General features: G+C 61.2%; 14 protein-coding genes. 1 reads left to right on the forward strand and 13 read right to left on the reverse strand.

The features are described 5' to 3' along the window. Positions 1 to 276: 276 nt before the first annotated feature. Complete coding sequence (locus tag IDH44_RS11775) at positions 277 to 1,323, forward strand: hypothetical protein (RefSeq protein WP_190917859.1); 1,047 nt, start codon at positions 277 to 279, stop codon at positions 1,321 to 1,323. Between the two features lie 67 nt (positions 1,324 to 1,390). Here IDH44_RS11775 and IDH44_RS11780 read toward each other — a convergent pair whose 3' ends face one another. The 13 genes from IDH44_RS11780 to IDH44_RS11840 all read right to left on the reverse strand — a co-directional run bounded on the left by IDH44_RS11780 (position 1,391) and on the right by IDH44_RS11840 (position 13,207). After that, positions 1,391 to 2,938 (reverse strand): NADH-quinone oxidoreductase subunit N, encoded by a 1,548-nt coding sequence (locus tag IDH44_RS11780; protein ID WP_190917860.1) that lies wholly within the window; start codon positions 2,936 to 2,938, stop codon positions 1,391 to 1,393. 4 nt (positions 2,939 to 2,942) lie between these two features. Then, positions 2,943 to 4,565: a complex I subunit 4 family protein gene (locus tag IDH44_RS11785; RefSeq protein WP_190917861.1), complete on the reverse strand. Its 1,623-nt coding sequence runs from the start codon at positions 4,563 to 4,565 to the stop codon at positions 2,943 to 2,945. Next, positions 4,565 to 6,445, reverse strand: coding sequence for an NADH-quinone oxidoreductase subunit L (gene nuoL / locus IDH44_RS11790; RefSeq protein ID WP_190917862.1), 1,881 nt, complete (start codon positions 6,443 to 6,445; stop codon positions 4,565 to 4,567). The genes IDH44_RS11785 and nuoL overlap by 1 nt, the downstream gene beginning before the upstream one ends. A 3-nt stretch (positions 6,446 to 6,448) precedes the next feature. Beyond that, positions 6,449 to 6,751 carry an NADH-quinone oxidoreductase subunit NuoK gene (nuoK, locus tag IDH44_RS11795; RefSeq protein WP_190917863.1) on the reverse strand — a complete coding sequence of 101 codons (303 nt, stop codon included), beginning with the start codon at positions 6,749 to 6,751 and terminating at the stop codon, positions 6,449 to 6,451. A 6-nt stretch (positions 6,752 to 6,757) separates the two neighbouring features. Then, a complete protein-coding gene (locus IDH44_RS11800) occupies positions 6,758 to 7,267 on the reverse strand; it encodes an NADH-quinone oxidoreductase subunit J (protein WP_190917873.1) in 510 nt (169 codons plus the stop codon). Positions 7,268 to 7,269: 2 nt separating this feature from the next. Next, a complete protein-coding gene (gene nuoI / locus IDH44_RS11805; RefSeq protein WP_190917876.1) occupies positions 7,270 to 7,719 on the reverse strand; it encodes an NADH-quinone oxidoreductase subunit NuoI in 450 nt (149 codons plus the stop codon). A 16-nt stretch (positions 7,720 to 7,735) separates the two neighbouring features. Beyond that, positions 7,736 to 8,746: an NADH-quinone oxidoreductase subunit NuoH gene (gene nuoH / locus IDH44_RS11810; RefSeq protein ID WP_190917877.1), complete on the reverse strand. Its 1,011-nt coding sequence runs from the start codon at positions 8,744 to 8,746 to the stop codon at positions 7,736 to 7,738. Next, positions 8,746 to 9,846 (reverse strand): NADH-quinone oxidoreductase subunit D, encoded by a 1,101-nt coding sequence (locus IDH44_RS11815; RefSeq protein WP_190917879.1) that lies wholly within the window; start codon positions 9,844 to 9,846, stop codon positions 8,746 to 8,748. The genes nuoH and IDH44_RS11815 overlap by 1 nt, the downstream gene beginning before the upstream one ends. A 7-nt stretch (positions 9,847 to 9,853) precedes the next feature. Further along, positions 9,854 to 10,357 carry an NADH-quinone oxidoreductase subunit C gene (locus tag IDH44_RS11820; RefSeq protein WP_190917881.1) on the reverse strand — a complete coding sequence of 168 codons (504 nt, stop codon included), beginning with the start codon at positions 10,355 to 10,357 and terminating at the stop codon, positions 9,854 to 9,856. Next, positions 10,354 to 10,872 (reverse strand): NuoB/complex I 20 kDa subunit family protein, encoded by a 519-nt coding sequence (locus tag IDH44_RS11825; protein WP_190917883.1) that lies wholly within the window; start codon positions 10,870 to 10,872, stop codon positions 10,354 to 10,356. The genes IDH44_RS11820 and IDH44_RS11825 overlap by 4 nt, the downstream gene beginning before the upstream one ends. Then, on the reverse strand, positions 10,857 to 11,228 hold the full coding sequence (locus IDH44_RS11830) for an NADH-quinone oxidoreductase subunit A (protein WP_190917886.1): 372 nt from the start codon (positions 11,226 to 11,228) through the stop codon (positions 10,857 to 10,859). Before IDH44_RS11830 ends, IDH44_RS11825 begins: the two co-directional genes overlap by 16 nt. Positions 11,229 to 11,376: 148 nt before the next feature. After that, positions 11,377 to 12,492 carry an HD-GYP domain-containing protein gene (locus tag IDH44_RS11835; RefSeq protein ID WP_190917888.1) on the reverse strand — a complete coding sequence of 372 codons (1,116 nt, stop codon included), beginning with the start codon at positions 12,490 to 12,492 and terminating at the stop codon, positions 11,377 to 11,379. Positions 12,493 to 12,736: 244 nt separating this feature from the next. After that, a complete protein-coding gene (locus tag IDH44_RS11840; RefSeq protein ID WP_190917889.1) occupies positions 12,737 to 13,207 on the reverse strand; it encodes a Dps family protein in 471 nt (156 codons plus the stop codon). Positions 13,208 to 13,301: the final 94 nt, after the last annotated feature.

Raw genomic sequence — 13,301 nt, forward strand, 5'->3', positions numbered from 1 at the left:
CTCTAGACCTATGTAAGGGATTTAATGGAATTTCTTGCACTGCCTAAACCGCGCAGCTCCAGCCACCTTTGCAAACCGAATATTATTATACGATGCGCCGCTCTTTCGGGCAACGATAAGTTTTTCAGCGTCCCGGAACGAATTCCCCTGCATGGAGAAAGCGCGCGGAGTCTTGCAATTCCGGGCCAGACCAAGGATAATGGATACGAACCGGTGCGGGGCCGGACCGTCAGCGGCACCCGTTGCCTACCTTACGCATAAGGAAGTGATTCGAGCATGCTGCGCTACGTAACGGAACAAAACCCGCACAAACCGGCACGGAAATTCGTACCGGTGTGCGCGGCAGTGCTGGCCGCGGTGGCGATCGGCGGGTGCAGCAATGCGGCCGACGAGCAGCCGACCGGCGCAGCTCCTGCAGCCGAGAGCAAGCCGACTTCCAATAATGCGCGCGCGGGCGCCAGCGGAGCGGACGCCGGACCGGACCTGGCCATGCTTCAGCAATGGGGCGCTCAGTTGAATGCCGCCCGTCAGGCCTCGGAGCTGATCGACTTTATGGATACCCACATTGCTTCGGTCGAACAAGAAACGGCTGACGCGATGCTGCGCGATCTGTTCACCTTTTATCGGACCGACCTGCAGCAGCTCAAAGAAGCGTACCAGCGACCTTTGGTGCAACGCGTGCTCGTCGACCTGCCCTTGCCGATCTCCGAGCAGGCGATGAATGACATTGCCGAAGAGGAGGTGCGCACGCTGCTCCAGACCACCGTCGACGGCTTTTACAAGCTGAAGGCTGCGGACGGCGTTGCTCCAATGGTAGATTATAGCGCTTTCGAAATATATGATCCCTATCTGTCGCCCGATCTGCAAGCCTATATTGCGTTAAAAGCGATGGAATCCGACAACCCCGCCGCCAGCGACGGCACGCTCATCGTGCCGTGGGACGAATTGGCAATGCGGGCGCTCGCGGCGGAGGCTTATCTCAAAGCCTACCCAGGCTCGGAGGAATACGACGAAGTCAAATCGCTCATGAGTCTCTACCTGTCCCGCTACATCAACGGATCCAGCAATACGGATCCGTTCGAAGCCGGCACCTACCGGATCAAGAATGCGCTGAAAAGCAGCTACATGGAGACGGTCGCGGCCAGCCCGGACTCGATTGTCGGCACGATCGTCGCCGGATATCTGGAGGTGCTGGAGGCCAGCGGCTGGCAGGTGTATGAGCCGCAGTCCGAGGGGACGGCGCAAAACATCCCAGAGGTACACGAATTCACCCAAGGTCTGGATGCCCAATTGGAGAAGCTGCTCGGCAGCAAGAGCAAGTAACAAGCAAGTAACAAAAAGAGGCCCCAGCCGGTACCGCAAGCGCCCGGCTGGGGCCTTCTTTTGCTCATCAATGCAGCAGCAGGTCGCCCTGCAAGGTGACGATGCTGCCGATCCACTCCAGCACCGGCCCCGGGACGAGCCCGAGCGCCAGCGTTCCGGCGACGCAGATCCAGATGACGACTGCCGTCGGCACCGGTAGGCGGATCGGTCCTCCCCCGTCGCTCTGCCGCAAAAACATTTGGCGCAGGATGGAGAAGTAGATAAAGTACGCAGCCACCGTCGCCCCCAGCATGACTGCAACCAGCCAGTAGGCATGGTGCTGGGCGGCGCCGAACAGGATGAACAGCTTGCCGAAGAAGCCGCCGCTGATCGGAAGTCCCGCGAGCGAGAGCAGCAGCACCGTCATCGCCAGCGCCAGTGCCGGCGAGCGATAATACATCCCTGCGAAGCCGCTCATCTCCTCGTGACCGGCCGCCTCGGCCACCGCGCTCGTCACGCCGAACGCGCCCAGCGTCATCAAAGCGTATGCCAGCAAATAGTAAATCAGCTCAGATAAATTGTTGGATTGAAAGCCGGCGACCCCAACGCTTAGCGGCACAAGCAAGTACCCGGCATGCGCGACCCCCGACAGCGCCAGCAGCCGCTTCATGTTGCGCTGCTGCAGCGCCGCCAGCGTCCCGATCAGCATGGCTGCCGCCGCCAAAATCTGCAGCGCCAGCAGCATATCCTCTCCGACCGGCAGACCGCCGGCCGGGATGACCACCGCATTGTAGAAGATGCGCCCCAGCGCAGCCAGTACCGCCGCCTTGGCGATCACCGCGAGCAGTGCCGTCACCGGGGTGGCCGCCCCCTGATAGACGTCCGGGGCCCACGCATGAAAGGGTGCCGCCGCCAGCTTGACGGCCAGTCCGCCAAGCACGAACAACAAGCCGATATAAGCAAAAGCCTCGTAGCGCGCCGCCGCCTCCGCCATCTGCATGCCGATCTGGCCCAAATGCGTCGTCCCTGTAATGCCGTACAGGTAGGACATGCCAAACAAGGTCACGGCGGACGAAATGCCGCCGATCACGACGTACTTGATCCCTGCCTCCGCTCCGAGCGACACCTGCTTGCGCATGCCGACCAGTACATAGGTCGTCAAGGCGAGCAGCTCCAAACCGACATACAAGGTAATCAAGTCGCCCGAGGACACTGTCACCATCGCCCCGAGCAGCGCCGGCAGCAGCAAGGTGTAGAACTCCCCCTTGTCCGGCAGCTGGGGATCGCTGCGCACGCTGCCAAGGCCGAGCAGCAGCACCATCGCCCCGCTGCCGAGCAGGATCAGCTTCATGACCGAGGCGTAGTCATCGATCCGATAGCTGTCGCCGAGCAGCCGCACCGGGGGGCGCGCTGCGGCTGCGGAAGGATTGAGCTCCAGCAGCCACCAGATCACGCTGCCCAGCGCGGCCAGGATGCCTCCCAGCGCGAGCCAGCCTATAATCTGGCGGCTATAGCGCTGCGGCAGCGCCAGATCCAGCAGCGCCAGCAGGACGGCGGCAGCGAGCAGCGTCAGCTCGGGCACGAGGAAGCCGAGGTCGCTGGCCCACAGGCGTCCGGTCACATCTTGTTCAGCCATCCGCTCACCCCCTTCCGACTGCCGCCAGCTGCCGCAGCAGCTGGACGGCCCCGTCCTGCAGCGAACCCGTCAGCAGCGACGGGTAGATGCCCAGCAGGACGATAAACGACAGTAGGACAACCATCGGCGCGGCCTCCACGAGCCGCGCGTCGCGCAGCGCTCCATAGGGCTCGCGCGGCTCGCCGTAGGCCACAGCCAGCACCGCCCGGAGCACATATGCAGCAGTAATGACCAAGCCGAGCCCCGCGACTGCGGCAATCCAGGGCATCGTCTCAAAAAGCCCAAGCAGCACCAGGAACTCGCCGACGAAGCCGGAGAGCCCAGGCAGCCCCAGCAGCGCGAGCCCGGCCACGAGCAGAATGCCGCACATAAAGGGTAGCTCGCGCGCCAGTCCGCCCAGGCGGTCCAGCTCGGTCGTATGCGTGCGCTCGTACAGACTGCCGACCAGCAGAAACAGAAGCGCCGCGATCAGCCCGTGCGAGATTAGCAGAAAAACCGCTCCCTGCAGGCCGATGTCGCGCAAGGTCGCAAAGCCGAGCAGCACCAGCCCCATATGACTGACCGAGGAGTAGGCGAGCACGCGCTTGAGGTCGCGCTGCACGAGCGCCAGCACCGCTCCATAGAGCATGCTGATCGCCCCCAGCACGGCCAGCGCCGGCCCCCAGGCCTCGGCCTGGGCGGGCAGCAGCCCGATGCCGAAACGCAGCAACCCGTAAGCCCCCATCTTCAGCAATACCCCTGCATGCAGCATCACGACCGACGGGTGCGCCTCGGCATGTACCCGTACCATCCAGGTATGAAGCGGGAAGATCGGCAGCTTGATGCCGAAGCCGACGAGCAGCAAGACGAACACCGCGCCGGCCAATCCGTCGCTCAGATAGAACGGATTGTAGCCGCCCATCTCCTGCGGCAGCTGATTGGCGAAGCCTTGCGGATCGGCCAGATTGGCCAGCAGTTGATCGTAGCTGCCGCTATAGATAAGCGCAGCGCCCAGATCGCCGGGCTCGACGCGGATGCCCGCCGTCGAGATGAGGATCAGGAACGCCAGCAGCATCAACGCCGATCCGATGCCGTTGTAGATCAGGAATTGGACCGCAGTCTTCTCCCGGCGCTGATAGCCCCAGATGCCGATCAGGAAAAAGGCCGCAATCAGCGTAAGCTCGAAAAACAGGAAGAAAAGCACGAGGTCCCGCGCCAGGAACACGCCCAGCATCGCCAGCTCCAGCACAAGGAACCATATATAGAAAGCCTTGCGGCGCTTGACCACATGCACCGCGGCCAGCGCCGCCATCGTGGAGACCAGCACCGTCAGCAGCACGAGCGGCAGCGACAAGCCGTCCACCGCCAGATGATAGTGCAGCTGCAGCACGTAAGAAGCGGCAAATTGCGGATTGATCGTCTCCCGATTGAGCGGCAGCTCCGCCCAGACGGCGAGCTCGGTCAGGCCCCCGCTCCCCGATTCGAACAGCGCATAGAGCCAGCCCGCCAACAGCAGCGGGAGCAGCGTGGCCGACACGCCGACAATGCGCAGCAGCCGCTGATGCCGGCTGGGGACGAACAACAAGACCAGGATGCCCAGCCCCGGCGACAAGAGCAGCAGCGACAGGAGCGGCCAACTGTCCGGCATCACCACCACCCCCTTCCCATCACGGCTACGAGCAGCAGGAGCAGACCAAGTGCGGCGAGCAAGCCGTAGGCCTGGACCTGCCCGCTCTGCAGCCGCGTGCCGAGCCGCCCCGCCCACAGCGCGGCCGAGCCGAAGCGGCGGACCGTCTCGCCGATCAGCGCCTCCGGCCCCCGCTGCAGGCCGCGTCCTGCCGCCTGCAGCGGGATGACGAGCAGGACCCGATAGGCCGCGTCAACGTCGTAGCCGCGCTCGACCCAGCGCACGAGCCACGGCACGCGTTCGGAGAGCGCGGTCCGATTGACGACGCCCTTGCCGTAGATCAGCCAGCCGAGATAAATACCAAGCGCCCCGATCGCCGTGGTGACGATCATGACCAGCGCAGTACCGTGATGCGCCGCTTCGGAGCCGGTCAACCAGAGACTGAGCCGGCCAGCCCCGCTCCAAGGCAGCTCGATCAGACCCGCCAGCAAGCTGAGTCCGGCCAGCGCGACCATCGGGCCGGTCATCACGCCCGGCGACTCAAAGACCGGTCCGGGCTCCGACCGCTTGCCGCCGAAGACAAGGAAGAACAGACGCGCCATATACAGCGCGGTGAGCAGTGCGGCCGCCAGTCCGACCGCAAACAGCGCCGGCTGCTCATGCAGGGCCGCAGCCAGGATGGCGTCCTTGGACCAGAATCCCGACAACGGAGGCAGACCTGCGAGCGCAAGCGCCCCGATGCCAAACGTCCAGGCAGTCAGCTTCATCCGCGGGCCAAGACCGCCCATCTGATGAATATCTTGCGTGCGTACGGCCTGAATGACACTGCCCGCGCCCAGAAACAGCAGCGCCTTGAAAAAGGCGTGCGTCACCAAGTGGAACATGGCCGCGCCCATAGCGCCCAGGCCAAGCGCCATCATCATATAGCCAAGCTGGCTGATCGTCGAGTAGGCGAGCACGCGCTTGATGTCGCGCTGCACGAGCGCAATCGTCGCCGCGAACAGGGCCGTAAAAGCGCCGACGCACGCGATCACGAGCATCGCCTCGGGCGAGGCCAGCAGCAGATCGTAGGTGCGCGCCAGCAAAAACACGCCGGCCGCCACCATCGTCGCGGCATGAATCAACGCGCTGATCGGCGTCGGCCCTTCCATCGCATCGGGCAGCCAGACATGGAGCGGGAATTGCCCCGACTTGCCCGCCGCCCCCGCGAACAGCAGCAGAGCGATGAGCGTCACCGTACCGCTCTCCATGACGGCGGTCCCCTGGCCGCTCTGGAATACATTCTGAATCGAGTTGAAATCAAGCGCATGCTCGGGCATGTGCCAGTAGAGCAAAAGAATGGCCAGCAGCAGGCCGATATCTCCGACGCGCGTCACGATAAACGCCTTGTAAGCCGCAGCCCGCGCCGCAGGCTTGGTGAACCAGAAGCCGATGAGCAAAAACGAGCAGACGCCCACAAGCTCCCAAAATATGTATAGCGTCAACAGATTGTCGGACAGCACCAGCCCCAGCATCGCAAAGGAGAACAAGGCCAGGTAGCCGAAGAAAACCGAAATGCGCGGGTCGCTGCGCATATAGCCAAGCGCGTACAAGTTGACCAGCACGCTGACGATCGCCACCACCAGCAGCATCAGCGCGGTCAGGTGCGTCACCTCAATGCCGATCGTAAGCGGCAGATCGCCGATGCGCAGCCAAGTCAGCTGCTGGCGAAAATCCCGCTGCCCCGGACCAAGCTGCTCCAGGAAAATCAGCACCGCGAGCATCAGCGCCATCAGATGGCCGACCAGCCCGATCAGCAGGGCCCCGGCGCGCGCGCTCCGTCCCAGCGCCGTAATGATTAAAAACGCGACAAGCGGAAGCAGCGGAATGAGCCACGCAAATTGCGAATAAATCGTCGTCATCGGCTACCTCCTCATCTCGTTGTATTCATCGGCGCGGGACGCGCCGCGCGCGCGGAAAAGCGCAATGGCCAGCGCAATGCCGACCGCCACCTCGGCAGCAGCTACCGCAATCGTAAACAAAGCGAAAATCTGGCCCGTCAGCGCCGGGGCCGCGCCGTATTTGGCGAACGCCACCAAATTCAGGTTGACCGCGCCAAGCATCAGCTCGATCGACAGCAGCACGATGATGGTGCTGCGCTTCGCCAGCGCCCCGTACAGTCCAATGCAGAACAGCAGGGCGGCCATCGTCAAATATGCGGACAGCATCGCAGGTCAGGCCTCCTTCCGGGCAATGACGATGGCGCCAATGAACGCCACCGTCAGCAGGACAGAAATGAGCTCAAACGCAATGACATGGGCGGTATACAGCTGCTGGCCGATGGCAAGCGTGTTGTCCGCCGCCGCCGGCCGGCCCCCCGGCTCAGGCAGCTCGGTGGAACGAATGGCGTAAAAAAGCACGGCGAACAGCAGCAGCGCCACGCCCCCCGAGGCCGCCTCGTGGAGGCGCCGGGGAGGCGCCTGTTCGAGCGCCTTGCGTCCGGTCATCATAATGCCGAACACCATCAGGATCGACACCGCTCCCGCGTAGATCAACACCTGGACGAGCGCGACGAACTCCGCCTCCAGCAGCACGAACATACCGGCCAGCCCCAAAAAGACCGCCGCCATCGCCAGCACCATATGCACAATCCGCTTGAGGCTCAGCATCACTCCGGCCCCGCCCAGCATCAGCGCGGCAAAGGCAAAAAAGGCGGCGCTCTCCCCGCTCCATGTCCCCCACATCGTTATTTACCGCCCCCTTTGCCCGGGGCGCCGATCGGATTGTTGTCGGCGCGCACCTGCTTGTCGTTGGCGCTCAGCCAATGCATATCCTTGAAGAGCTCGTCGCGGCTGTACGCCGCCAGCTCGAATTGATTCGTCATGACGATCGCTTCGGTCGGGCATACCTCCGTGCACAGATCGCACAAAATGCATGTTTCGAATTGAATGTCGTAGGTCTCGATGACCTTCCCCTTTTTTTCCGGATCCGGATTCGGCTTGCCGGTCAGCGTGATGCAGTCCGTGGGACAAACGCGCACGCACTGATTGCAGACGATGCACAGATCCGGAATGAAATATTGGATGCCGCGAAACCGGTCCGGCATCTGGAGCGGCTCGTCGGGGTAGGACGTCGTGACTTTTTTTGAGGTCAGGGCCTTCAACGTGACACCCAAGCCTTGCAGCATCCCTTTCATACGTAATTCCCCCTTATCATTTGATCCACAGCTCCATGTAGGCGGCGGTTACAAATATATTGAGCAGCGCCAGCGGCAGCAGCACCTTCCAGCCGAATCCCATCAATTGGTCGACGCGCAGACGCGGGAAGGTCGCCCGCAGCCAGAAAAGCACGAACACGACGAGCGCGAACTTCAGCACGAACCAGATCAAGCCCGGCACGATATCGAGGAACGGCGCCGGAGGATGCCAGCCGCCCAGGAACAATACCGTCGTCAATGCTGCGATCGCATAAACGTAAACATACTCGGTGAGCATGAAAAACGCGAAACGAAAGCCGCTGTATTCCACATGATAGCCAGCCACCAGCTCCGACTCGGCCTCCGGCAGATCGAACGGCGTGCGGTTCAGCTCCGACACGGACGCGACGACAAAAATGGCGAAGCCGATCAGCTGGGGCAAAAAATGCCACTGCCAGAACCAGTCGCCCTGTGCCGCCACGATCGATCTCAGATTCATGCTCCCGGACAGCATCACCACGCCGACGACCGACATGACCAGCGGCACTTCGTAGCTGATCATCTGCGCCGCCGAACGCATGCCGCCGAGCAGGGCGTACTTGTTGTTGGAGGCCCAGCCCCCGAGTACGATGGCCAGGGTCGTCATGCTCGAGAGCGCCACATAATAGAGCAGCCCCACATTCAGATCGGCGAAGTACAAGCCGCTCGTATACGGAATCACCGCCAGCACCGCGAAGGCCGGCACATACGCCAGGACCGGCGCCAGCACGAACAGGGCGCGATCGGCCTTGCGCGGTATCGTATCCTCCTTGATCAGCAGCTTGAAAATATCGGCCACCGTCTGCAGCAGTCCCAGCGGGCCGACCCGATTCGGCCCGACCCGCAGCTGCATCCAGCCGATGACCCGGCGCTCGAAGTAGATCGCGTAGGTGACGAAGCCGAGTACGATCAGCAGCAGTCCCGCCGCCGCGAGCAGGAAGAGCAGCGCATTGCCCGCGGTCAGCGGCTCGCGCAGCAAGTCGCCCATTAGCAATCGACCTCCCCGACGACAATATCGATGCCGCCCAGTATCGTAATCAGATTGGTCATCGTCTCGCCGACCAGCAGCTTGGGCAGAATCTGCAGATTGACAAAGGACGGACGCCGGAATTTGAGCCGATACGGCTCCGCCTTGCCCCTCGAAACAATGTGGCAGCCCAGCTCGCCGCGCGGCGATTCAATGGCGGCGTAGATCTCGCCGGCCGGGGGCCGGATGACGCGCGGCACCTTGCCCATCGTCGGGCCGGGCTCCGGGAACTGCGCCATCGCCTGACGCAGGATATGCAGACTCTGGCGAATCTCCTCCAGCCGGATTCGGTAGCGGTCGTGGCAATCGCCGCGCTCGCCGGTCGGCACCTCGAATTCGAATCGGTCATACAGCGAATAAGGCGCGTTTTTGCGCAAATCCCAGTCCACGCCCGTGCAGCGCAAATTCGCGCCGGACAATCCGTAGCCGATGGCCGTCTGCGCATCGTAAGCGCCGACGCCGCGAATGCGGGCCAGAAATATCTCGTTGCCGCTGACCAGACGGTCGTATTCCTTTAATTTCTCTTCCATATAGGGGATCAAATCCCGCACCTTGTCAAGCCAGCCCTCCGGGGCGTCCCACTTCACGCCGCCGACCCGCATGTAATTATACGTCAGCCGTGCGCCGCACAGCTCGTTGAACAGATCGATGATCTTCTCGCGATCGCGGAAGGCGTACAAAAACGGGCTCATCGCCCCGATATCGAGCAGATACGTACCCCACCAGACCAGATGGCTGGCGATGCGCTGCAGCTCCATGACGACCAGTCGCAAGTACTCCGCGCGCTCGGGCACCTCGAGCCCCATCATCGACTCTACCGCATAGCATAACACATAATTGTTGGTCATGGCCGCTACGTAGTCCATTCGATCCGTATAGGGGATAATTTGCGTATAGGTCAGATTTTCCGCCAGCTTCTCCGTGCCGCGATGCAGATAGCCCATGACCGGCGTCGCTTCGGTGATGACCTCGCCGTCGAGCTTGACGATAATGCGAAACACGCCATGCGTGCTCGGATGCTGGGGTCCGACGTTGAGCAGCAGCTCTTCCGTGCGTATCATGTACGTCTCACACCTCCGAATCGAGCGGTGCATAGTCCTTGCGCAGCGGGTGGCCTTCCCAGTCGTCGGGCATCATGATGCGCCGCAGATCCGGATGCCCCGTGAAGACGATGCCGAGCAGATCGTACGCTTCGCGTTCGTTCCAATTCGCCGCCGGCCACACCGCGGTCACAGACGGCACGCTCGGAGCTTCGCGGTCCAGCTTCGTCTTCAGCACGTAGTCCTCCCCGCTCTCCAGCGCCATCAGATGGTAGATGACCTCCATATGCGTCTCGCAATCAATGCCCGACAGGTTGCGCAGGTACGTGCAGCGCAACGTCTCATGCGAGCGGAAGAGCGCAGCGGCCTCGTCGACGCGATCGGCTGCGAGGACCAGCGTCGGCGCATCGCCGCTCAGCGCGTTGAGATACGCCTCCTCCAGCGCGTCCTCGCCGAGCTCGGCCTTCACCAGCGCCGCAGCCGCCTCCAGCCTCGGCTGGTTCGGCGCCGGGGTTTCGGACGGATCGCTCATCGCGCGGTCACCCGCTTCCCGGTCTTGGCTTCGTAGCGGATTTTTTCCTGCAGCTTGTTGATGCCGTAGATCAGCGCGGCGGGATTGGGCGGACAGCCCGGGATGTACACGTCCACCGGTACGATCTGGTCGACGCCCTTCATGACGGCATAGGACTTCACATACGGTCCGCCGGCCGTCGCGCAGGAGCCCATCGCGATGACCCATTTCGGCTCCGGCATCTGATCGTACAAGCGCCGCAGCAGCGGCCCCATTTTTTTGGTGACCGTCCCGGCAACGATCATGACGTCGGACTGGCGAGGCGACGTGCGGAACATGACCCCGAACCGGTCGAGGTCGTAATGCGAGGCGCCCGTGCCCATCATTTCAATCGCGCAGCAGGCCAGTCCGAAGGTGAGCGGCCACAACGAGTTGCTGCGCGCCCACGCTTTCAATTGCTCCAAGGTCCCGACGAACACATTGCGTTCGAGCTCCTTGCGTTCCTCGACGGTAACATTCGCTAGATCGAATCCCATTTGAGCACCTTCTTTTTCCAGGCATAGAGCAGGCCAACGAGTAGCAGAGCGACGAAGATCAGCATTTCCACCAGCACAAAAAGCCCGAGCTGCCGATACGCGACGGCCCAGGGATATAAGAAAACGGTTTCTACATCAAAAATCACAAACATAAGCGCAAACAGGTAGTACCGGATGTTAAATTGCACCTGACCTTCCCCGACGGGATCGTTGCCGCTCTCGTAGGTGGTCAGCTTGGCGCCGCTCGGCCGGTGCGGCCTGAGCAGCCTGCCTGCGGCAAGCGCGGCGACGGGAAGGAAAATGCCCAGCAACAGAAAGATCGCGACCATCACATAATTGTTGGCGTACGTCTCCATGCCTATCGCCTCCGTGTCTTGGCTGGCTATCGGTTCAATTTCCTTTCCAATTATAACAAAAGCGAGGCACAAAAGAAAAGGCATCCTTCCGTCATCGTATGCGGAGCCGGGATGCCTTCATGCCGGGGATGCGCGCGTGGAGCGGCGCTTATGTGTACTGTTCGCCCAGAATGGAGTCGACAATGACCAAATTGCGGTCGTTTTTAAGATCGACCTCGTAGGGGACCGTGACCTTGATCCCGTCTGACTCCTCCACGATCTTGACCACCGGCCGATGCGCCATCGCGCGATGGATCGAGGTCACAATGCCGATCTGCCCGCTGCTGAGACGGACCACCGTCGAGACCGGGTAGCCGCAGATATGGTTGTGAAAGAGCCGTACCAGATCGGCTTCGAAGTATTTGTTGCCGGAGGCAAACATGTATTCGGTCGCTTCGGATACGGTATACGGCCGGCGGTGGTGACGCGGCGAGATCAGTGCGTCGTACACATCCGCCATCGCCACAATCTGTGCATATTCCGGAATCTGCGTGCCCTCGAATTGCATCGGATAGCCGCTCCCGTCGAAGCGTTCATGATGCAGCAGCGCGCACTTGGCCGCAGCGGCGGGGAAGTCGTCGATGCTGATCAACACCCGGTACCCCTCAATCGTGTGATGCTCCAGCAAGCGCCGCTCCGGACCGGTCAACTCGCTGCGGCTCTTGATGATCGAGGTGGGCAGACTGGTCATGCCGATATCAAACAGCAGCGCGCCCAGCGTCAATTCATTGAGCTTCGTGCGGCTGTATTGCTTGGACAGTCCGACCATCCCCGCCAATACGGCAACACGGATCGAATGCTCAAAAATGTACTGGTCGGTATCGTAAATCGCTTTGAGCTGCTTCATGATCTCCTCGCGGGCTGCAAGGTCGACGATAATCGAGCGAAAAATGGTGCGAAACTGCACCTCCAGTATCGGCGAGGAGAACGCCCACGGGAGCTCTTCCACATCCGTCTTCTTGAGAAGCAGGGCGGCAATTTCTTTTTCCGTCGCCAAAGCAACGGGCCGCAGCGGCGCGACGCTACTGTGCTGCGATTTTTGCGGCTGTGCGGCGATTTCCTTTGTTTTGACAGTGACCGATTTGACGCCTATTTCTTTCAGCCTGCGTATATAGTGCTCGGTCAATTGCGTACCGGCCTCCAGAATGGCATTGCCGTATTTGTTGCGCACCGGCTCGCTCAGCACGTCGCCCGGTTCAAGCATGTAGACCGTTTTTCGCCTCACATCGCCTCAGTCTTCCTTTCTTGCAGGGACCTGCGCCCGATCAACAACTAGTTATAATATCCCATTCTAGCACGCCTCGGCAGCCATTGTCACTTGTTTATCCGTATCCTGTCAGATAAATAGTCAAAAAGACCCCCGCACTGTGTAGGAAACGTTAACATCACACTTGGAGCGATCATCAGCCTCGCGCAAAAGCGACACCGGAAGGCACCGATGCCGCTTGGATTGACCTGTTTAATCGCGCTTAGCCGAGGTACGCTTTGAGCATCCAGACGGATTTCTGAATCCATTCCTGGCGTCCGATCAGCATGTCGGCCGTCGACTTGTCTCCGGCTTCCTCGGAGAGATCCGCCAGTTGACCCGCCTCGTCGGAGAGCTGCTCGAAGTCGGCAATGATGGCTTTGACCATTTGCTCGGTCGATTCGCCGCCTTTGGCTTCGCCGATTGTCGCTTGCGCCAAGTGCTCCTTCAAGGTGGAGAGCGGTTTGCCGCCGATGGTCAGCACACGCTCCGCCAATTCGTCAAGAATCAGTGTCGCCTCGTCATACAGCTCTTCGAACTTGACGTGAAGCGAAAAGAAGTTCGGCCCTTTGACATACCAGTGAAAATGATGAAGCTTCATATACATGACGCTCCAGTTTGCCACTTGAACGTTGAGATGCTCGATGACGCGATTATCCGTGTTTGCCTTCTTTACCGGTGCTTTTGTCGCCATAGGTGAACGCTCCTTTCATTTGCTGTAGTGTTTTTTACCCGGACGGCCCAGGGTTTAAACAGCCTGCCTTAGCTTGTGGAGCGCTCATCCAAAG

The organism is Paenibacillus sabuli (assembly GCF_014705605.1).
Taxonomy (GTDB): Bacteria; Bacillota; Bacilli; order Paenibacillales; family Paenibacillaceae; genus Paenibacillus_D; species Paenibacillus_D sabuli.

What these genes read in the sequence shown, in the direction of transcription:
- IDH44_RS11775 (WP_190917859.1), top strand. Translation starts at nt 277, where the DNA reads ATGCTGCGCTACGTAACGGAACAAAACCCGCACAAACCGGCACGGAAA.
- IDH44_RS11780 (WP_190917860.1), bottom strand. Translation starts at nt 2,938, where the DNA reads ATGGCTGAACAAGATGTGACCGGACGCCTGTGGGCCAGCGACCTCGGC.
- IDH44_RS11785 (WP_190917861.1), bottom strand. Translation starts at nt 4,565, where the DNA reads ATGCCGGACAGTTGGCCGCTCCTGTCGCTGCTGCTCTTGTCGCCGGGG.
- nuoL (WP_190917862.1), bottom strand. Translation starts at nt 6,445, where the DNA reads ATGACGACGATTTATTCGCAATTTGCGTGGCTCATTCCGCTGCTTCCG.
- nuoK (WP_190917863.1), bottom strand. Translation starts at nt 6,751, where the DNA reads ATGCTGTCCGCATATTTGACGATGGCCGCCCTGCTGTTCTGCATTGGA.
- IDH44_RS11800 (WP_190917873.1), bottom strand. Translation starts at nt 7,267, where the DNA reads ATGTGGGGGACATGGAGCGGGGAGAGCGCCGCCTTTTTTGCCTTTGCC.
- nuoI (WP_190917876.1), bottom strand. Translation starts at nt 7,719, where the DNA reads ATGAAAGGGATGCTGCAAGGCTTGGGTGTCACGTTGAAGGCCCTGACC.
- nuoH (WP_190917877.1), bottom strand. Translation starts at nt 8,746, where the DNA reads ATGGGCGACTTGCTGCGCGAGCCGCTGACCGCGGGCAATGCGCTGCTC.
- IDH44_RS11815 (WP_190917879.1), bottom strand. Translation starts at nt 9,846, where the DNA reads ATGATACGCACGGAAGAGCTGCTGCTCAACGTCGGACCCCAGCATCCG.
- IDH44_RS11820 (WP_190917881.1), bottom strand. Translation starts at nt 10,357, where the DNA reads ATGAGCGATCCGTCCGAAACCCCGGCGCCGAACCAGCCGAGGCTGGAG.
- IDH44_RS11825 (WP_190917883.1), bottom strand. Translation starts at nt 10,872, where the DNA reads ATGGGATTCGATCTAGCGAATGTTACCGTCGAGGAACGCAAGGAGCTC.
- IDH44_RS11830 (WP_190917886.1), bottom strand. Translation starts at nt 11,228, where the DNA reads ATGGAGACGTACGCCAACAATTATGTGATGGTCGCGATCTTTCTGTTG.
- IDH44_RS11840 (WP_190917889.1), bottom strand. Translation starts at nt 13,207, where the DNA reads ATGGCGACAAAAGCACCGGTAAAGAAGGCAAACACGGATAATCGCGTC.